At 64.6% G+C, this 20,113-nt stretch carries 16 protein-coding genes and 3 pseudogenes; 9 read left to right on the top strand and 10 right to left on the bottom strand.

What is annotated here, in order from left to right; all coding sequences use genetic code 11:
• Positions 1-163: 163 nt before the first annotated feature.
• The 9 genes and pseudogenes from G6N13_RS12300 to G6N13_RS12260 all read right to left on the bottom strand — a co-directional run bounded on the left by G6N13_RS12300 (position 164) and on the right by G6N13_RS12260 (position 10,437).
• Positions 164-3,022, bottom strand: coding sequence for a lipocalin family protein (locus G6N13_RS12300; RefSeq protein WP_163697349.1), 2,859 nt, complete (start codon positions 3,020-3,022; stop codon positions 164-166).
• Between the two features lie 102 nt (positions 3,023-3,124).
• Entirely contained in the window at positions 3,125-5,515 is a 2,391-nt protein-coding gene (locus G6N13_RS12295) for an alpha/beta hydrolase family protein (protein WP_163697347.1), read from the bottom strand.
• Between the two features lie 143 nt (positions 5,516-5,658).
• Positions 5,659-6,672 carry an ABC transporter ATP-binding protein gene (locus G6N13_RS12290; RefSeq protein WP_179964979.1) on the bottom strand — a complete coding sequence of 338 codons (1,014 nt, stop codon included), beginning with the start codon at positions 6,670-6,672 and terminating at the stop codon, positions 5,659-5,661.
• 167 nt (positions 6,673-6,839) lie between these two features.
• The gene (gene rplL, locus G6N13_RS12285) at positions 6,840-7,229 is read right to left on the bottom strand and encodes a 50S ribosomal protein L7/L12 (RefSeq protein ID WP_163697345.1); all 390 of its coding nucleotides are present in this window, start codon (positions 7,227-7,229) and stop codon (positions 6,840-6,842) included.
• A 41-nt stretch (positions 7,230-7,270) separates the two neighbouring features.
• Positions 7,271-7,810 (bottom strand): 50S ribosomal protein L10, encoded by a 540-nt coding sequence (gene rplJ / locus G6N13_RS12280; protein ID WP_163697343.1) that lies wholly within the window; start codon positions 7,808-7,810, stop codon positions 7,271-7,273.
• A gap of 272 nt (positions 7,811-8,082) precedes the next feature.
• Complete coding sequence (locus tag G6N13_RS12275; protein ID WP_163697341.1) at positions 8,083-8,976, bottom strand: ROK family protein; 894 nt, start codon at positions 8,974-8,976, stop codon at positions 8,083-8,085.
• Between the two features lie 116 nt (positions 8,977-9,092).
• Positions 9,093-9,480, bottom strand: a pseudogene (locus tag G6N13_RS12270) (hypothetical protein); the annotation flags it as partial.
• A gap of 10 nt (positions 9,481-9,490) precedes the next feature.
• Positions 9,491-10,228 (bottom strand): endonuclease/exonuclease/phosphatase family protein, encoded by a 738-nt coding sequence (locus tag G6N13_RS12265; RefSeq protein ID WP_163697337.1) that lies wholly within the window; start codon positions 10,226-10,228, stop codon positions 9,491-9,493.
• Between the two features lie 29 nt (positions 10,229-10,257).
• Positions 10,258-10,437, bottom strand: a complete 180-nt coding sequence (locus tag G6N13_RS12260; RefSeq protein WP_179964978.1) for a hypothetical protein — start codon at positions 10,435-10,437, stop codon at positions 10,258-10,260.
• A 24-nt stretch (positions 10,438-10,461) separates the two neighbouring features.
• Between G6N13_RS12260 and G6N13_RS12255 the strand changes: the two are divergent.
• The 5 genes and pseudogenes from G6N13_RS12255 to G6N13_RS12235 form a co-directional block, all read left to right on the top strand.
• Positions 10,462-10,878, top strand: a pseudogene (locus tag G6N13_RS12255) (mycothiol transferase); the annotation flags it as partial.
• Between the two features lie 67 nt (positions 10,879-10,945).
• On the top strand, positions 10,946-12,292 hold the full coding sequence (locus tag G6N13_RS12250; protein ID WP_163697336.1) for an ABC1 kinase family protein: 1,347 nt from the start codon (positions 10,946-10,948) through the stop codon (positions 12,290-12,292).
• Complete coding sequence (locus G6N13_RS12245) at positions 12,292-13,200, top strand: alpha/beta fold hydrolase (RefSeq protein WP_163697334.1); 909 nt, start codon at positions 12,292-12,294, stop codon at positions 13,198-13,200. The genes G6N13_RS12250 and G6N13_RS12245 overlap by 1 nt, the downstream gene beginning before the upstream one ends.
• A 138-nt stretch (positions 13,201-13,338) precedes the next feature.
• Positions 13,339-14,223, top strand: a complete 885-nt coding sequence (locus G6N13_RS12240; protein ID WP_163697332.1) for a cyclopropane mycolic acid synthase family methyltransferase — start codon at positions 13,339-13,341, stop codon at positions 14,221-14,223.
• A gap of 132 nt (positions 14,224-14,355) precedes the next feature.
• Positions 14,356-15,249, top strand: coding sequence for a cyclopropane mycolic acid synthase family methyltransferase (locus G6N13_RS12235; protein ID WP_163697330.1), 894 nt, complete (start codon positions 14,356-14,358; stop codon positions 15,247-15,249).
• A gap of 298 nt (positions 15,250-15,547) precedes the next feature.
• On the opposite strand, the gene G6N13_RS12230 is transcribed toward G6N13_RS12235, so the two are convergent.
• Positions 15,548-15,838 (bottom strand): hypothetical protein, encoded by a 291-nt coding sequence (locus tag G6N13_RS12230; protein WP_163694286.1) that lies wholly within the window; start codon positions 15,836-15,838, stop codon positions 15,548-15,550.
• Positions 15,839-15,947: 109 nt separating this feature from the next.
• Here G6N13_RS12230 and G6N13_RS12225 point away from each other — a divergent pair, with 109 nt between their 5' ends.
• From G6N13_RS12225 to G6N13_RS26175, 4 genes and pseudogenes are all read left to right on the top strand, one after another.
• The gene (locus G6N13_RS12225; RefSeq protein ID WP_163697328.1) at positions 15,948-16,157 is read left to right on the top strand and encodes a hypothetical protein; all 210 of its coding nucleotides are present in this window, start codon (positions 15,948-15,950) and stop codon (positions 16,155-16,157) included.
• A 162-nt stretch (positions 16,158-16,319) separates the two neighbouring features.
• On the top strand, positions 16,320-18,113 hold the full coding sequence (locus tag G6N13_RS12220; protein WP_407663926.1) for a DUF4012 domain-containing protein: 1,794 nt from the start codon (positions 16,320-16,322) through the stop codon (positions 18,111-18,113).
• 43 nt (positions 18,114-18,156) lie between these two features.
• On the top strand, positions 18,157-19,638 hold the full coding sequence (locus G6N13_RS12215; RefSeq protein ID WP_163702051.1) for a tyrosine-protein kinase domain-containing protein: 1,482 nt from the start codon (positions 18,157-18,159) through the stop codon (positions 19,636-19,638).
• A pseudogene (locus G6N13_RS26175) lies at positions 19,635-20,099 on the top strand (glycosyltransferase family 4 protein); the annotation flags it as partial. The gene G6N13_RS12215 and the pseudogene G6N13_RS26175, both read left to right, overlap by 4 nt.
• Between the last annotated feature and the right edge of the window lie 14 nt (positions 20,100-20,113).

Raw genomic sequence — 20,113 nt, 5'->3', positions numbered from 1 at the left:
GGACGGCGGCGCATTCCTCAACACGCTCACGTCGGGCGGGCTGGCGCTGGCTGGCGATCTAGCTACCCGTACACACATGCTGGAGAACAGACTGACCCGTTTGCGCCTTTCCGTCAAGAGATAGCGCGGCGTTTGGTGTGGAGAATCGCCGGTTGGACCCACCTCAGACGCTCACCGTCGACGGGTACTGCCGGGTCCGGGTGATCGGCCCCCACACCCCGAGTTGCCGCGCCCGGGCCACCAGCGCGCTGTACTCGCTGGCCGGCACCGACTGCTGCCGGGTGAGGATATAGCCGGAGAACCCGGTCGGATCGCTGACGATCACCCATTGATACGCGGGGTCGTAGTCCAGGATCCAGTAGTTGCCGGGCTCGGCGCTGCTCGGCGTCTGGTTGAAAAAGGCGACGTCCAGGCGCGTGTTCACGCCGGCGTTGACCGACACCGCGGTTCCGGTGATCTGGCTCGCCGGGCCGGCTGCCCCAATGTAGTTGCCGGAGTTCTGCACCCGGACCGAGCCGTCACCGTTGAGGGTGTACACCGCTTTGGTGTTTACCAGCCCCCATGCGAACGGCAGCTTCACACTGCCCTGCTCGTACCAGGGCTGCCCGTCGGCGTATCGAGTCACGTCGACCGGCGGCGGCGCAGGCAGCGTGGTCGCCCCCGCCTGCCCCATGACGATCGGCTGGTTCGGGACGTAGGTGCCGTCGTTGGGGCTGCCGTAGATGCCGTAGACCGGATCGGTCGGTCCCTTGCCTGCGTAGATGTCGTTGATCCAGCCCGAGGCGAATGTCCGCACTGCCGTCTTACCTCCGGGCGGGGACGGCTTGACGATGATCGTGCTGAGTAGCTCACCCAGCAGCCCGAACGGGTTGTTGCCCGCGATGACATCGGTGTGCGAGCCATTATCGATCTGCACGCCGTAGAACTGATTGCCGTAGAAGGCCTGCATCAGCTCGGTGGCCATCCCGTAGGCGTTCCAACGCTGCGGTGGGGCCGCGATCTGGTAATCCGGGATGCCAGCGCCGGCCAGCGCGGTCAGCGAGTCGGTGAACAGCGGGTCTCGGGCGACTCCGTCGAACATCACCACGCCGAGCAGATTGTCGACCTGATCGGTCGAAGTGATCAGGGCACCGACAGCGGTAGCGAAGTTCCCGCCGGCCGAATGCCCCGTGAGCAGGAACTTCTCCGGCAGTGTGCCGCTGAGGCCGGCAGCGTTGGCGCTGATGTTCAGCGCCGACCGGCTGCCCTGGAACATGCCGGCGACCGCTTCTCGCATCTGCTCGCCGCCCAGGTAGCAGCCCGGGCACAGCGGGGTGTCGAACCAGAAGATGTCCGGCACGACCACGATGCTGTTGGTCTCCTGGGCCAACTGCTGGGCGGCGGTCCCGTACCAGTCATTGAAGCCGAGGAATCCGTGCTGCAGCCAGATCACGCCATTGGCTGCGACGGTGCCGTCGGCCTGGGTCGGGAAGTACCAGTTGGCGGGGGCGGCGTACCCGTTCGGGCCGCAGGGGATGTTCAGAACGGATGATCCGAACCGCACTCCGGTGACCCCATTGCCGACCGAGACGACGGGATTGTTGGGGTCTAGCCCGTTGTCACCGCTGTTGACCGGCGCGGGCAGCGGGGTGCCGAAGAGCCTGGCGACCGTGTCGACCAAGCCCTTGACGAGCTTGTCGACCGGTCCCAGTTGGTTTGCCTCCGCGGCCGGCAGCCCGACCGCAGCGGTCGGGCCCATGATGATCTGCTGGTTGGCGGCCGGATAGAAGCCGTACCGGGGCGCCTCGGGGGTGGCGCCGGCATACATGTCGTTGATCCAGCCGTTGCTCAGCGTGTAGACGGCCGCGGTGTTTCCGGCCGGCACCCGCTTGGTCACCAGCTGCAGCACCGCGTCGAACAGCGGGTTGACCCCCAGCATGGAATCGACGTGCGAGCCGTTCTGCAGGACGACGCCGATGAACGTGCCGGGAAGCGTCGCCGCCAGCACGTTGGTGGTCGCCCCGAAGAGATTCCAGCTCTGCGCCGGGGCGGCGATCTGGTAGATCGGCTTGTCCGCGGCAGCCAGGTCGGCGACCTGGCTGGCGAAAGATCCGGTCAGGGCGCCGTTGGACACCCCGTCGAACATCAGCACACCCACCAGATCGGAGGGGTCGTACTGGGCGTCGGCGCCGCCAAGGTAGTCGTCGGCGACGGCGGTGGCGAAACCACCACCTGCCGAGTGGCCGGCGAGGACGAAGCGCTCCGGCAGTGCCGCCCCGGTGAAGCCGGCCGCGGTGGCGCTGCTCAGCAGCGTGGCGCGGTCCGGTCCGAGCAGGGCCGCCGCGTCCTGTTGGGTCACTGCGCAGGTGAGGCACCCGCCCGAGAATGTGATCGGAATGGAGGACAGGGTCGGTGCCACCACGATGCTGTTGGTCTGCTGCGCCAAATCCTTGGCCAGCGCCGAGTAGAAGGTGTTGGTCGCCCCGAACCCGTGCTGGAGCCAGATGACGCCCTGGGCGTCGACGCTGCCGTCGGCCTGGGTCGGGAAATACCAGTCTGCGGCGACGGTCTTCCCGATGAAGGCCCCGGGAAGGTCCAGTCGGGAATGGCCCACCAGCACACCGGTCACGCCGTTGGTCGGCGCCTCGGGCAGTGTGGTCGACGTCGTCACCGGCGCGCCCGCGGTGGTGGTGGCGGCGGGGATGTTGGTGCGCGGCGCCGCCCCCAGGTTGGCGAACACGGTGAGCGCCGCACTCGCCAGCAGATCAGATGCCGGTGCCGGCGGCGCCGTGGCCACAGACCGCATCCCGGCTTGACGTGAGGTGGCGGCACCCGAGGTGACGGTCGTCGGCTTCGGCGTCGTGGACACCCGCCGACTCACGCCGGTGGACTTGCCTGCGGCCGCGGACGACGCGCTTGACGACGCCTTGGAACCGGCGCTGTTGTCGTGGTCGGCATGGGCCACAGCGGATCCCGACAGCAATGCCGCACCCACCCCCGCGACCATCGCGCCGGTGCCCAACAAGATGTGACGTTGCGTCATCGCTGACCTGCCTCCCCCACATTGACGACTGGGCAAAAGTACTCACTACCAGCCCGATTCGGAAGCGAAGTCCCATCCGCGGGCCGGGATGTCATCGATTCGTCAGGCGGCGATCGAGCGGGCTGCCGCCGCCGGCTGAGTCGGCAGGACAATCGCGGCGGTCTGCCCCATGATGATCGGCTGCCAGGCCGGGCCGTAGAGCCCGTATTGCGGGGCATCGGGCCCGGCAGCGACGTAGAAATCGTTGATCCAGCCCGCGGCGAGGGTGTGCACGGCGGTCGCGTTACCGGGTGCGGACGGCCTGACGAAGATTGCGGCCAAGAAGTCGAAGAACGGGTCCGAGCCGATCACCGAGTCGGTGTGCGAGCCGTGGACGAGTTCGACGCCGACGAACTGATCGGGCCGTGCGGCGATCAGGTCCTTGGTCGTCTGACCGAAGGCATTCCACGGTTGCGGCGGGGCGGCGATCTGATAGACGGGAATGCCGTCGAGGGTGTCCAGCAGGCCGGCGAACGAGTCACTGTTGGAGACGCCGTCGTACATCACCACGCCGAGTAGGTGGTTGTCGGCGCCGGGCGGCAAAGACTTGACGTAGTCACTGCCGGCGGTCACGGCCAGTCCCCCGCCCGCCGAGTGTCCGGACAGCGTGAAGTCCTCCGGCAGGGTTCCCTGATAGCCGGCCTGGCTGGCGCTGATGTTCAGTGCGGCGCGGTTCCCGAGGAACAGATCCGCCACTCCCTGCTGCATCGCGGGATTGTTGATCGTGCAGGTCGGGCAGGTCAACGGCGCGAACGACGGCAGCGTCGTCGCGACGACGATGCTATTGGTCTGCTGGGCCAGCGATCTGGCCAACACCGTGTAGAAGGATTTGCTGGCCAGGAATCCGTGCTGCAGATAGATGATCCCGTTGGCCTGCACGGAGCCGTCGGCCCGAGTCGGGAAATACCAGTCGGCGGGGGCGTTATAGGTGCGGGAGCCGACCTGGATCGTCAGCGTGGTGTTGCCGGTCTTCACCCCGGTCACTCCGTTGGGAGTCGGGGACGTCACCGCGGGGTTTACTGCCGGCGGGTTTGCGCCTGCCGGTGTCACGGGCGCCGAACTCGGTGGGCCACCGAATATCAGCGGCATGAAGACTGCGGTCCACTTCTTCACCAGCGTCTCGACCGGTCCGAGCTGGCTGGCCAGCGGTGTGGGCAGCACCACCCCGGAGGCGTTGCCCAGGATGATCGGCTGACCGGCGGTGCCGTAGAGCCCGAACTGCGGGGCGTCGGGACCGGCGCCGACGTAGAGGTCGTTGATCCAGCCGGTGCTCAGCGTGTCGACCGCCGAGGTGTTGCCCTTCGGGGAGCGCTGGGTGACCAGCTGGGCAAAGAAATCGACGAGCGGATTGCTGCCGAGCATCGAGTCGACGTGGGAGCCGTTGACCAGGACGACGCCGTCGAACTGGTCGGGCCGCAGCTGCAGCAGCTGATCGGTGGTGGTCCCGAAGGTGTTCCACATCTGGGCCGGGGCGGCGATTTGGTAGACGGGGATGTCGAGGGTGTCCAGGCTCGCGATCGCTTGCGGCAGCGTGCCGTTCATCGTCACGCCGTCGAACATCACCACACCGAGTAAGTGGTTGTCATCGCCCGGTGCCAGGTCGTCGACGTAGTAACCGCCGACCGACGTCGACCAGCCGCCCCCCGCGGAGTGCCCGGCCAGGATGAAGCTTTCCGGCAACGTGCCCAGATATCCGGCCTGGCTGGCGCTGATGTTCAACGCCGAGCGGTCGCCGAGGAACATCGTGGCGGCGGCCTGTTGCATCGGCACGCCATAGAGGGTGCACCCGCGACAGGTCAGTTGCGGGAACGACGGCAAGGTGGGTGCCACAACGATGGAGTTGGTGTCCTTGGCCAGCTGGGTGGCCAGCGACGAGTAGAACGACTTGTCGGCGAGGAAGCCGTGCTGCAGCCAGATGACGCCGTTGGCCTGCACCGTTCCGTCGGCCTGAGTCGGGAAGTACCAGTCGGCCGGCGCGTTGAAGCCCCCGTTGACCGGGATCGTCAACGTCGAATGACCGACCTTGACGCCCGTGACGCCGTTGGTGGCCGGCGGCGTTTCCACCGCCTGTGCCGCCTGCGCTGCGGCCGAGCCGGGCCGCGCGCTGGCGCTGGCTGCCGGCACCGCCGAGGCGGTGGCCCTACCTGTGCTGTCGAAGATGGAGAGCACATCGGCCAACGCGTTGGCGGGGCTGCTTACGGTTCGTCGGGCGCCGGACTGCGGGGTGCGCACACTGGCGACGGAGGTGGCGCGCGGGGTGCGATGTCGGTCGGCCGCTGCCGGCGAGGGCTTACTCGACGATGACGAATTGGACGCTTGCGAGTTGCCCGTAGCCGAGTGGGCCGCACTGCTGCCGGTGTCGGCCGCCGCGGTGGCACTACCGGCGAGCAGGGCTGCGCCGATGCCGGCGAAGACGGCTACCGTCCCCCACCAGATCCGCCGGTTCCGCAGCACCCAGCCTCCTCCTCGACGATCGCGCACACGCTATCGGAGTGCGGGCCCGCTCGAACCCGTTTTTCCTCGAATGGCCCCAAAATCAGCTAACACCCGCGCAGGTGGATGCACGGGTGTCAGCTGAATGCGCGGCGGAAGGTGGGTTAGTTCCCTTCGAAGGTGTGGCTGGGCAGTTTGCGCGTGCCTTCGAGGTCGTCGCGGATGGCTTCCTGGGCGGCCGGGGGCAGGGTGTGCAGGATCTCGCGGACCCGCTCCTGGCGGCGGCGGACCGCATCGCGCACCGGCATACCCGGGGTGACCGTCAGCTGCGGGGGCACACCCACGATCTCCTCGACACCACCATCGTGGTGACCGGCATCGACCAGGGCCTGCTCCTCGGCCATCGTCGACTCGTCCTTCTCCTCCGACATACCGATCGGACCGATCCGGCGGCCGTTGAGGAACTGACGCACCACCGGCTCATCGGAGGTCAGCAACACCTCACGGGGGCCGAACATCACCAAATGCTTACGGAACAGCATGCCGATGTTGTCAGGCACCGTACGGGCGATGTTGATGTTGTGCGTCACGATCAAGATCGTGCAGTCGATCTGAGCGTTGATATCGATCAACAACTGCGACAGATACGCGGTACGCACCGGATCCAGACCCGAGTCCGGCTCATCGCACAGGATGATCTTCGGGTCGAGCACCAGCGACCGCGCCAACCCGGCACGCTTGCGCATACCACCAGAAATCTCACCGGGGAACTTCGTCTCATCCCCGCCCAGACCAACCAGCTCGAGCTTCTCCATGACGATCTGGCGGATCTCGGATTCCTTCTTCTTCGTGTGCTCACGAAGGGGGAAGGCGGTGTTGTCGAACAGGCTCATCGAACCGAACAACGCACCATCCTGGAACATCACCCCGAACAGCGTGCGGATCTCGTAAAGCTCCTTGGCCGAGCACTCGATGATGTTGGTGCCATCAACGATGATCTTGCCCCGCTCCGGACGCAGCAGACCGATCAGCGACTTCAAGAACACCGACTTACCGGTACCCGACGGGCCCAGCAGCACGCTGACCTCACCAGCAGGGATATCGAAGGTGACGTCCTCCCAAATCCGTTGGGAACCGAACGACTTCGTCAACCCCTCGACCTGAATACCAATACCCACGCCAGATCCTTCCGCGCCCACGCTGGTCAGCCATCGCCGCGATGGCCTGTGGTTTGAGTCACTGTAGCGCACGCCGTTTGGCGCCACTGAGTTTGTGTACTGAGCTGTGATCGACAAGAAATCCCCCGCGAGCAGGACGCCCGCGGGGGATTTCTGTGTAGCTAGAACTACTTGACGGTGACCGATGCGCCGGCGGCCTCGAGCTTGGCCTTGGCGTCGTCGGCGGCCTCTTTGGTGACCTTCTCGAGCAGCGGCTTGGGAGCGCCGTCGACGAGGTCTTTGGCCTCCTTGAGGCCCAGGCCGGAGACGATCTCGCGGACGACCTTGATGACGCCGATCTTCTTCTCGCCGGCACCTTCGAGGATGACGTCGAATTCCGACTGCTCCTCAGCGGCCTCGGCGGGAGCACCGGCGGCGGGGCCGGCAGCGGCGACCGCGACGGGGGCGGCGGCGGTGACGTCGAAGGTCTCCTCGAACACCTTCACGAACTCAGAGAGCTCGAGCAGGGTCAGTTCCTTGAAGGCGTCGATCAGTTCTTCGGTGGACAGCTTTGCCATGGTGATTCCTTATCTCTAACTGTGGGGTTGTTTGTGTGGTCTCAGGCGGCGGGTTCTGCTGAACCCTCTGAGGCCTTCTTCTCTTGCAGAGCTGCGGCCAGGCGAGCGACCTGGGACGCGGGTGCCACGAACAGCGCCGCGGCCTGGGACTGCTTGGCCTTCAGTGCGCCGGCGACGCGCGACAGCAACACCTCGCGCGACTCGAGATCGGCGATCCGCTCGACCTCGGACACGGTCAGCGCGCGACCGTCCATGTAGCCGCCCTTGATGACCAGCGCCTTATGGTCCTTGGCGAACTTCTTGATCACCTTGGCGGCGTCAACGGGCTCACCCTTGATGAACGCGATGGCGGTCGGTCCGGCGAACAGCTCGTCGAGACCCTCGACACCGGCTTCGGACGCCGCACGCTTCACCAAGGTGTTCTTGGCAACCGTGTAGGTCGTCTCTGTGCCCAGTGACCTGCGCAGCTCGGCAAGATTGGACACCGTCAGGCCGCGGTACTCGGTGACGACGGTGGCCGTCGCCTCCTTGAAACTCTCGGCGATGTCGGCGACCGCGGTGGCCTTGTCAGCCTTGGCCATGCTTGCCTCCTCGTGATGGTTGGGATGTCCACCACCGACGGGGCCCGAGTGGGCGGAGAAGGCCAGAAATCACGAACGCCCCGACACAGGAACAGGTCGGGGCGCGAAAGCTGCGGACTATCAGTCCGAAGGTCGAAACCTCGTCCTCCTGCGTGGGCCGCCCGGGGTATCCGGGACCTTCAACCGATTTCTCGGTGACCGACGGTCTTCGGTGGAACGGGCCAAGGATAGCGTGGTGCCCCGCAATCAGCCAAAACGCGTCTCCAGGCGGGTCAGCGCAGCAGCGCGGCCGCACCGACCAGTCCGGCTTCCCCGCCCAGCGTGGCGGGCACCACGCTCAGTCCGGACAGGAAATCGAGTCCGGTGTAGTTCCGCAGCTCCGCGCGCAGCGGGTCGAACAACAGCGGTCCGGCCTGAGCCACGCCGCCGCCGACGACCACAAGGTCTAGGTCGCAGACCGCACCCACCGAGGCGATCATCGCCGCGATCGCGCGCGCTCCGCGGTGAAATGCTTGCAGCGCAATGTCATTCCCGGTCGCGGCGGCATCGGCGAGCTCCTTGGCGTCGGCGCCGACCCAGCCCTGCGTGCGCGCCCAGGCGGCCAGGTGCGGACCGCTGGCGATCGCCTCCACGCAACCCCGGGCACCGCACACACACGGCGGTCCGTCGGGATCGACGTTGACGTGCCCGACGTGGCCGGCATTACCGGTTCGCCCGTGATAGGGCGCGCCGTCGAGGACCAGTCCGCCGCCGATCCCGGTCGACACCACCATGCCGAGCAGGAACGCCGCGCCCTGCCCGGCTCCGCGCCAGTGCTCACCCAACGCCATGCACAGTCCGTCGCCCGCCAGGCGCACCTGCACGCCGGGGACGGCGGCAGCCACCCGCTCGACGATCGGGAAGTCCTGCCAGGCGGGAATGTTGATGGGGCTAACGGCTCCGTTGGGCAAGTGAACGGGCCCACCGGACGAGATACCGACGCCGTCAACCGCGCCGCTGGCCTCGGCGAGGGTGTCAGCGATCGCCCGCTGGGCGGCGGCCCACACCTGTTCGGGGTCGTCACTATGCGGGGTGGGCTGGCGGGTTGCGTACTGCAGCTGCCCGTCGGTGTCGACGAGCCCGGCGGCGATTTTTGTCCCGCCGATGTCCAGGGCTAAGACACTCATGTCAGCCCGGCCACGATGAGCATCGGCAGGGCGAGCACGTCCCGGAGGTCAGCATCGGGTTGCCATACCTCGGCCAGCGGCCCGCCAGTCGGCAATGAACCGCCGCAGATCGGCGCGAACCCGTTGGTCTGCCGGGCCCGGCCACGGTTCCTCGGTCCAGAGGGTGGTGTAGGCGCCCTGGGTGTTCCCCCACACCGGGTCGTAGTGGAAGTGGCCGACCATGTACATGGTCCAGCCCGGTTCGGCGACGACGAACTCGAATGGGAAGTCCGCCCCGGCGTCCGCCGCCCGCCTCTGGCCAGGTACCGGACGCGCGACCCGAACCGCGATCTCGACGACCCCGTCCCCGGCGGGGGGCATCACATCGTCGGACCGCAGACCGTCACCGGTGACCCGCAGCGTGTCCGCGCCGCTGGCCCCGAGGTAGCCGACTCTGACCACCTGTAGCAGCGCATCGGGCGGTCCGACGAACAGCTCTGTCGACTCCGCGGAGGTAACCCGCACGCCCAGCAACTTACGGCCCAACCGCTCCCGCGCGGAGCGACACGTCGATCACGAGCGGGCGATGATCCGAGATCGGCAGAACGGGTGTGTACGCCTCGGTGACGACCAGGTCGTCATGGTCGGTGAGGATGTGGTCGAGCTGACGGTCCGGACATCGCACGGGAAAGGTCGGCGCGGCGGCCAGCGGGCGCAGGCGCGTCCGCCGGCCCAGCGCGGCCGACGTATTGAGATCGCCCATCACCACCCGCGGCCCGGGCAGGTCACGCACATCTCGCATCAGATGGTTGAGCTGAACGCGGTTCCAGCCGGGCACGAACGACAAGTGGGTGTTGACCACGGTCAGAATCCCTAACGGGGTGTCCAGTTGAGCGGCCATGGCCGCCCGGGGCTCGTCTTTGACGGGAATTCGTGGCAGCCGCAGCACCTGCCACGAGATCGCCGGATAACGCGACAGCAGGGCGATCCCGTAGGCCGCGGTGCCCCGTTGTTCGCGGCCGGTGGCCGCCATCCATGTCGCCCCCGGCGTACCGGCGATGGCGGCGACGAACCGGTGAGACGCGGCGCCCATCGCTTCGGCCGCCAGCGCGGTGAGATCTGCCCGCGACGAGCGCGGCTGATCGACATCGACCTCCTGCAGGGCCAGCACATCGGGGTTGAGGCGGCGGATGCATGCCGACAACCGCGCCGGGTCGACCCGACCGTCGTCCAGGCTTCGCCCGTGCAGGATGTTGAACGTGGCGATGCGCATCGCTACCAGGTAACCATGTCAGCGCGATATCAAGGCCGGACCGCACCGGCCAGTAGCGCCGACATCGCCAGCGCGGCGTCGGCGACTGCCTTCGGTTCGAGCACGTCGAACGCAACACCGGGCATGGCCAGATACAGCACCCGGGTGCCGGGATCACCGGCCCCGGTGACGACGACGCAGGTATCGGGCCCGTCGTCCTCGATGGTCACCGATGTCCGAAATCGCTTGTCTACGTGATCTTTACCTCCATCATCGCCGTCGCGGACGGATCGACCGACGAGCAGGCACGCGCCGCCCCGACGGTCAGCTCGCTGTCGATCGGCGGGCTGATCAAGCACATCACCGGGGTGCAGCGCGGCTGGATGGCGCGCGTCGCCGCGCCGTTGCGCCTGGTGGAGACCGCCGATCTGGACACCGTGGTGCCCGTGCCGTGCGATGCGCCGTGGTTCCCCAGCTACGTCGACGCCTGGTCCGCGCGGTGGGTGTTCGAGCACCTGATCACCGAGCTTGCCCAGCACGCCGGCCACGCCGACATCATCCGCGAAGCCTTGGACGGCGCAACCATGGACGAACTCGTCGGGGCAGCCAAAGGCATGCAACCCCAGCCGTGGCTGACGCCCTGGGAACCCAAATCGCGAGGCAAGCGCACTTGTGACGGACGTCGCTGCGCCACTGGAAAATTGGTGGTATGCATCTGCGGTTTGGCACACTTCGAGGATGAATTCGACCAAACATCGCGAAGTAGCCAAGCTTGATCGCGTTCCGTTGCCGGTCGAGGCTGCCCGAATGGGGACCACCGGCTGGCAGATCACCCGTACCGGCGCGCGCGTGCTCGGCACACTGCCGGGGCGTGGACGCTGGCAGGACAAGGTCATCAAGCAGATTCCGCAGACCTTCGCCGACCTCGGCCCCACCTACGTCAAATTCGGTCAGATCATCGCCTCCAGCCCGGGTGCGTTCGGCGAAGGGCTGAGCCGGGAGTTCCGCAGCCTGCTCGACTCGGTGCCGCCGGCCGACACCGCCGAGGTCCACAAGCTGCTCAAGCAAGAGCTCGGCGGCGATCCGGCCGATTTGTTCGCCACGTTCGACGAGCAGCCATTCGCGTCGGCCTCGATCGCCCAGGTGCATTTCGCCACCCTGCACAGCGGCGAGGACGTCGTCGTCAAGATCCAGCGGCCGGGCATCCGCCGCCGGGTGGCCGCCGACCTGCAGATCCTGAAGCGCTTCGCTCAGCTCGTCGAGCTGGCCAAGCTGGGCCGGCGGCTGTCGGCCCAGGACGTGGTCGCCGATTTCGCCGACAACCTCGCCGAGGAGCTCGACTTCCGCATCGAAGCGCAGTCGATGGAGGCCTGGGTGTCGGGCCTGCACGGTTCGCCGCTCGGGCGCAACATCCGGGTGCCACAGGTGCACTGGGAGTTCACCAGCGAGCGGGTCCTGACCATGGAGCGGGTGCACGGCGTGCGCATCGATGACGTCAAGGCGGTCCGGGCGAAGGGTTTCGACGGCACCGAACTGGTGAAGGCGCTGTTGTTCTCCACCTTCGAGGGCGGCCTGCGGCACGGCCTGTTCCACGGCGACCTACACGCCGGCAACCTCCTGGTCGACAACGACGGTCACATCGTGTTCTTGGACTTCGGCATCATGGGCCGGATCGACCCGCGGACCCGCTGGCTGCTGCGTGAGCTGGTGTACGCGCTGCTGGTCAAGAAGGATCACGCCTCGGCGGGCAAGATCGTCGTGCTGCTCGGGGCCGTCGGCACCACCAAGCCCGAAAAGGAGGCCGCCAAGGACCTTGAGGCGTTTGCTGCCCCACTATCGCTGAAGACGCTCGGGGACATGTCGTATGCCGATATCGGTAAGCAGTTGTCGACGCTCGCAGACGCCTACGACGTCAAGCTGCCGCGCGAGCTGGTGCTCATCGGCAAACAGTTTCTGTACGTCGAGCGCTACATGAAGCTGCTGGCGCCCAAATGGCAGATGATGAACGACCCGCAATTCTCCGGGTACTTCGCCAACTTCATGGTCGAGGTCAGCCGCGAGCACCAGAGCGACGTCGAGGTCTGATGGAGATTCGCACCGGCACGGCTTCCGTTGGCGACGACCTGAAGCTGTACTTCGAGGACATGGGCAATTCCAGCGACCCGGCGGTTCTGCTCATCATGGGGCTCGGCGCCCAACTTCTGTTGTGGCGTAACGGTTTCTGCGAGAAATTGGTCGACCAGGGCTACCGGGTGATCCGCTACGACAACCGTGACGTGGGGTTGTCCTCCAAACTGCACGGCCAGCGCGCCGGTGGTGGCCTGGTGCCCAACCTGGTGCGCTCGTATCTCGGGCGGCCCAGCCCGTCGGTCTACACGCTCGAGGACATGGCTGACGACGCCGCAGCGCTCCTCGATCATCTCGGGCTCGACCGCGCCCATGTGGTCGGGGCGTCGATGGGCGGGATGATCGCGCAGATCTTCGCCGCGCGGCACAGCCGTCGAACCAACGCACTGGGAATCATTTTCTCGTCCAACAACTCTGCGCTGCTGCCACCTCCGGCACCGCGGGCCTTGCTGTCACTGATCACCGGCCCGGCGCCGGACTCGCCTCGCGAGGTGATCATCGAAAACTCGATCCGGGTCGGCAAGATCATCGGCAGCCCCGGCTATCCGGTGTCCGAGGAAAAGGCCCGCGCCGACGCCATCGAGGCCTACGAGCGCGCCCACTATCCACAGGGCATCGCAAGACATTTCGGCGCCGTACTGGGCAGCGGCAGCCTCAAGCGCTACGACCGCCAGATCAGCGCGCCGACCGTCGTCATCCATGGCCGCGCCGACAAGTTGATGCGCCCGTCCGGCGGCCGCTCGATCGCATCGGCCATCCCCAACGCCCGACTGGTCCTGTTCGACGGCATGGCGCACGATCTGCCAGAGGCGCTGTGGGACGACGTCGTGGGCGAGCTGAAGACCACATTTGTCGAGGTCGGCTAGCGAATTTTGATGTCGCGCAGAATCGTCGAGTCGCGGGCGGGGCGACTAGCATCGGTGCTGCAAACGCGGTGATCGCTCAGTCCCGCGGGGGGATACGTGGTTGCTGCCTGAAGCATTCGATGCGAAAGGCACACCATTATGGCCAGACGGCTGCAACCTCATTTCGAGGACGTACAAGCCCACTACGACTTATCCGACGATTTCTTCCGGCTCTTTCTGGATCCGTCCCAGACCTACAGCTGCGCGTATTTCGAACGCGATGACATGACGTTGGAACAGGCCCAACTCGCCAAAATCGACCTGGCGCTGGGCAAGCTGGGCTTGCAGCCCGGCATGACGCTACTGGATGTCGGCTTCGGGTGGGGCACCACGATGCTGCGCGCTCTGGAAAAGTACGACGTCAATGTCATCCGACTCACGCTGTCGAAAAACCAGCGCGACCACGTCGAGCAGGTTTTCGCCGAGTGCGAGAGTTCACGCGGCAAGCGCATCGAGCTCAAAGGCTGGGAAGAGTTCAACGAGCCCGTCGACCGGATCGTGTCGATCGGAGCCTTCGAACATTTCGGATTCGATCGCTACGATGACTTTTTCGCGATGGCCTATCGGGCGTTGCCCGCCGACGGCGTGATGCTGCTGCACACGATCACGTCCTTCACGTTTGAGCGGATGGCGCAGATGAAGGTCCCGCTCACGTTCGAAGCGGCACGCTTCGCGAAGTTCATGCTCACCGAGATCTTCCCGGGCGGCCGGCTGCCGACTGCCGAGAAGGTCGAGGACCATTCGACCAGGGCGGGCTTTACGCTCACCCGGGTCCAATCGTTGCAGCCGCACTATGCGCGCACTCTGGATTGTTGGGCAGAAGCGTTGAAGACCAACCGGGAGAAGGCAATCGACGCGCAGTCGGAAGAGGTGTACGAGCGGTACATGAAGTACCTCATAGGATGTGCCCGCGGCTTCCAGGTCGGGTACATCGACGTCAACCAGTTCACGCTTGAGAAGCAGGCCCAGAACACGCACGGTTAACGCCATGTTTGACGGCCGTTCTGGTGGGTCGGGACGGTATGGTCCGGTTAACAGAGTCCACACTGGCGCGCAAATCGTTCGCGGGGGCAGCGGTGCGGGTTAGATGAAGAAATTCAGGAAGGTTGAACACACATGCCCGAGGCAACTGAAACCAAGGACATGCGGCCGCATTTCGAGGAAATCCAGGCGCATTACGATCTCTCGGACGACTTCTTCGGCGTGTTCCAGGACCTGACGCGCAAGTACAGCTGCGCGTACTTCACCGGGCCGAACGCCACGCTCTCTGAAGCCCAGGTCGCCAACGTCGACCAACACCTTGAGCGCTTAGACCTCAAGCCGGGCATGATGTTGCTCGAGGTGGGTTGCGGCTGGGGCTTGACACTGCAGCGCGCGTTGGAGAAATACGACGTCAACGTCATCGGCCTGACTTTGTCGAAGAACCAGCAGGCCTACTGCCAGCAGCTCTTGGCCAAGATTGACACCTCGCGGACGTTCGATGTCCGGCTGGAAGGCTGGGAGGAGTTCCACAGCCCTGTCGACCGGATTGTGTCGGTCGAGGCCATCGAACATTTCGGCTTCGAGCGCTTCGACGACTTCTTCAAGAACTCTTTCGACATCATGCCCGATGACGGCCGGATGACGATTCAGAGCAGCTGCGGCTACCACCCGGATGATCTGATCGCCCGCGGCAAGAAGCTGACCTTCGAGTTGGCCCGTTTCGCCAAGTTCATGGGCGAAGTGATTTTCCCGGGCGGCCGCATCCCCAGCACGAAGATGTTGGTGGAGCACGGTGAGAAGGCCGGCTTTGTGGTGCCCGAGCCGCTGTCGCTGCGCAATCACTACATAAAGACCCTGGGCATCTGGGCGGCTCGACTCGAGCAACGCAAAGACGAGGCGATCGCGGCCGCCGGCGAAGAAAGCTACAACAACTACATGCGGTACCTGACCGGCTGCCAGTACTACTACCTGGACGAGGCGCTGGATGTCAGCCTGGTGACGTACCTCAAGCCGGGCGCGGTCGCCTAAAGTGCGCACTTGGCCGTGGATGCCAGCCACCTGCAAAGCTCGTTCAGTTTGCTGACAGAAGCGGTTTTGGCGAGTATTTATCAGATTGTGACAAGGCCGTTGCGCCGCATTGACAGTGCATGTGCTGTGTGGGATCCTCAACACACGGTTTTTCCGCTCGTACAGCCGGGGCATTAGCCAGCCGGACAGTTTAAAGGGGGGGATGGAAAGTGAGTATCGCACTCTCCAGAAGAATTCAGGTTGGCCTAGGCACCGTAGCCCTCGCCGCTTCCGCTGTGACGGTGACTCCTGTGGCGGCTCACGCGGCTCCGGGCCTGGCGCCGTTCTCCCAGGATGAGGGTGCCGGAGGCAGCGGCAAGCAGGATGAGGGTGCCGGAGGCAGCGGCAAGTCGAGCAGCCACAGCAATTCCAGTGGCACTGGCCACTCCGGTGGCGCGGGCAGCTCGAGCGACTCGAGCTCCTCCTCGAGTTCAGGCTCTGCGGCATCGAGTTCAGGCTCTGCGGCATCGAGCTCAGGCTCGGCGGCATCGCGTCCAGGCTCGGCGGCATCGCGTCCAGGCTCGGCTGCATCGAGCAGTGCCGACAGCAAACCAGCTGCAACGGGTGCCGCAGAAACTCCGTCAGCCGCGACGGGCACTACGTCCGGAGCCTCGGCGGCTGCCCAAGCGAATGAGAATCCGATTCAGAAGTGGGTTCGAGTGACTGTTCAGGTCGCCGGAACCATCGTTTACGGCTTCCTCGACTCCACCGCTGGAGTGTTGAATATCGTCGGCGAGGCCGTCACCTCCATCCCGATTATCGGCCCGCCGATCGGCAACGCCTTTATCGTCGTCGGCGATGCCACTCAGCGGGCGGCTTATGCTGTAGCTCAGGCCACCCGCGTGGGTCCATACCGCACCGTCGGGTAGGGATCTTCGCCTAATCGACTCGCCGATTGGCTTCGCCGCCGATTAGCGAGTCGTTTTGGTATGTGGGGGTAGCTGGCGTGGCTGTGTGTTTCGAGCGCAGACCGCATCTGGGCAGGGGAAGCTGACTGAGTGGGATTTCATTCGCGCCGTGACGATGTCATCGTGACCGACGAGAGGGATGGTGGGCGACCGTGGTTCAAGCGCCGTGGTGTCGTGTGGCCCTCGCTCGCAGTGCTGGTGTTGGTCCTCTTGCTCGGCTGTTGGCTGGGTTTTCAGGCGCACACGGCAAAATCTAATCTCGAGCAGGCGCGCACCAGCGCGCAGCAGTCGAAAAACGCACTTCTGCAAGGAAATACCGGGGATGCCTCCCGATTCGCCGCTGACGCGGCATCGCATGCGCAGTCAGCGCGCGAAGCCGCGCACTCCCTGCCCTGGAACCTCGTGGCCGGGGTGCCATGGCTGGGCAGCCCGTTCAAGACCGGTCGCCAGATATCGGACGTGGTGCTCAACTTGGCCACCGATGTGCTGAAGCCCATCGCGGCGGCCGGCACCACCGTCGCGCCGAATCATCTGCTCGCCGACGGCCGGTTGGACGTGACGGCGCTGCGGAATGAGGAACCTGCGCTGCGCAAGATCGCCACAGATGCCACCCGGATCGACCTCGAGGCGCAAGCGATCGCAGCGCCCGACTACCTCGGCGCTATGGACAAGGCCCGATCGCAGCTGCAATCGCAGACAAAAGACCTGGCAAAGCTTTTGCAAAACACTGCCCTCGCCGCGCGACTGGCGCCATCAATGCTGGGCGCCGACGGACCTCGCAGCTATTTCATCGGCTTCCAAACCAATGCCGAAGCCAGGGGCACCGGGGGCCTGCTCGGTGGGTTCGGCGTCGTCCGATTCGACAATGGCAAGCCGGAAGTTGACACCTTGGCCCCGAACACCGATTTCTATCGGAAGTTCACGCCCATCAGCCTCGGCCCCGAATTCGATAACCAGTACGGGTTCACCAACCCATCTAGCGATTTCCGCAACAGCAATCAAAGCTCGCACTTTCCCTACGCGGCGCAAATCTGGAAATCGATGGCAGAGCAATCGGGCATTGATGTTGACGGCGTGATAGCACTCGACCCTGTCGCGCTGAGCTACATCCTCGGGGCCACCGGGCCTGTCGTGATGCCAGATGGTGAGACGGTGACCAAAGACAATGCCGTCGAGTTGACGGAGTCGACCGCCTACATCAGGTACCCCAAACCACAGGATCAGCCCGCACGCAAGAAGTTCCTTCAAGACATCGCCGCCGAAGTGGTCAAGAAGGTCTCTGGCCACGTGAAATCCCCGCGAGCATTACTCGACGCGCTCGGGCGGGCAGTCAGCGAGCGCCGAATTTCGGTGTGGAGTTCGTTCCCCGAAGACCAGGCACTCCTAGAACAGACACCGCTGGCCCACATCATCCCCGATGATCCAGCGCCATACGCCGAAGTGGTCGTCAACAATCTCGGCGGCAACAAGCTGGATTACTATCTTGATCGGCAAATCGAATATGTCGCCGATGGTTGTCATGGCGATACGCGCACGTCGACGGTGACAGTCCGATTGACGAACACCGTCTCCGACGCTGACTCACTACCGGACTACGTCGCCGGGCGGATAGGTTTTTTGCCGATCCCGAGCGGCTACATACCCAAAGGAACCATGTTCACCTCCGTTCGTCTGCTCGCAACCACGGGGGCCAAGCTAATTAACGTCATGTCCAACGGCGTTGAAGTGAGCGCGCAGACAGACACCGAACGCAGTCACCCGAGCTTCGAAGTTCAGACGGTGATACTGCCAGGACAGACGGACGAGATGGTCTTCCACCTCTCCGAACCGATTGTCCCGGGTGCTGCGCGCGTTCCCGTTCAGCCCTTGGTTGGTGCTGTTAGCACCAAGGTTTCGGTGCCGCAGTGCACGAAGTAAGCCGCGGCGCCAATGGCAATCGCACAGGGAGTGGTTTTCTGCAGTGAATCTTCAGGATTTCATAAAACTCATTCGCAACCGGTGGGTCACCGTAGTCGTCACAGCGCTGATCACGATCCTGGGATCCGTCGCCTACACCCTGCTGCAAACTCCGCTCTACCAAGCCTCGACGCGACTCTTCGTCTCCACGACCTCGGGAGATTCAGTATCGGACCTCTACAACGGCAATCGGCTGTCCCAAGAACGCGTCCTCTCCTACACCCAGCTTCTGATGGGTGAAACGCTGGCCCAGCGCACTATCGACCGTCTGCAACTGAACATGACCGCGGCAGGGCTTAAAGCGAACGTCACCGCCAAATCGAAACCCGATACCGTGCTGATCGACGTATCGGTCCTCGACCCATCGCCAGTCCAAGCGCGCGACATCGCCAATGCGTTATCCGACGAGTTCGTCGTGATGGCGAGTGAACTAGAGACGCCGAGTCCGGGGGCGCGGCCCGAAGCCCGCGTCGTCGTCGAACAGCGGGCGACAGTTCCCGAATCCCCGGTGGTTCCGAAGAAGAAACGCAATTTGGCACTCGCCATCGTCCTGGGCGGAATACTGGGTATCGGCATCGCGGTCCTCAGGGGTTTGCTCGACAACACGGTAAAGTCCCAGGAGACCCTAGAAGGGGTCACCGGCACCGGCGTGGTCGGCTACATTCCATTCGACAAGAAATTCCAGGCCGAATCGGCGCTCTCCTTCGACACCGACAACTCGTCGGCGGCAGAGGCGTTCCGCAAGCTTCGGACCAACCTTCAATTCCTCGTGGTAGACAGTCCACCGCGCGTGATCGTGGTCGCCAGTGCGTCGCCCAACGAAGGCAAAACTACCGCCGCGATCAATATCGCTCTGGCTTTGGCTGAGGCCGAGCAGAATGTGGTTCTAGTCGACGGCGACCTGCGGCGGCCGAGAGTAGCGAAGTACCTTGATGTCCCTGGATCGGTCGGGGTGAGTAACGTGCTCAGCGGCGCGGCGCCCCTTAACGAGGTCTTGCTGAAGTCGGCGTATCCCCGACTCAGCGTTCTTGCTGCGGGGCCAACACCCCCGAATCCCAGCGAGCTGCTCGGGTCGCGAACGGCCGAAAAGATGTTCGGCGAACTGCGTACGAAATTCGACTACGTCATCATCGACTCCGCTCCTCTGCTCGCGGTCACCGACGGCGCGGTCTTGGCCGCACACGCCGATGGTGCGTTGGTTGTTGTGCGGGCGGGAAAGACCAAGCGCGACCAACTCCGACACGCAATCGGAATGCTCAACGATGTCGGCGCAACGCTGCTCGGCGCGGTACTGACCATGATGCCTACGCGCGGAAGCGGTGCCTACAGCTACAACAACTACTACTTCTACGGCGGCGAAAGCTACGGCGATAAGCGACCCAAGCGAACGAAATTGGAGTCTGCACCCTCATCCGGATCGGACCACGACCGCGGCGCTGGCCCAATCACAACTGGGAGGCACAAAAAGCCCGAATCAACGACGTGAGGGGTCTGTACTACTGCGACTGGTTTGAGCAATACACGGCGGAGTTGGTTCTTGCCGTTGCCGCCGAGGCTCACAACGTTTCTCTCATCGTCCGAGAACAGTCCCCCGAGTTCACCAGGCAAGGGCGGACAGCGGACGGCGAGGAAATCCGGCGGAGATTGCGGGACCGAATTGATTCGTTGCACATCCTCTCCGGCAGATATAGGTCCCTGATGTCGATGCTGCAGATTCGCAAGGTGCTCCGAGACGTACGCCCAGACTACTTTCATCTTCAGCAAACTGATGATCCCCGGTTCCTGTGGGTGGCCATGTTCACTCCGACTGTATTGACACTTCATGAGCCAGCAGCGCGAGAGGGCGTGAATGGAAGAGGTGGAAGCCGACGAGCAGTTAGCCGTGCCATAGCATGGTTGTACCGTCGTTTAGCCGAGGTTTTAGTGGTTCATACGCAGACAAGCTTTCAAAGCTTGTCTGC

The sequence above is a fragment of the Mycolicibacterium sarraceniae genome, from assembly GCF_010731875.1.
GTDB classification, from domain to species: Bacteria; Actinomycetota; Actinomycetes; order Mycobacteriales; family Mycobacteriaceae; genus Mycobacterium; species Mycobacterium sarraceniae.
The sequence above is the reverse complement of the archived record's forward strand: the minus strand, read 5'-3'. Positions and strand labels throughout refer to the sequence as shown.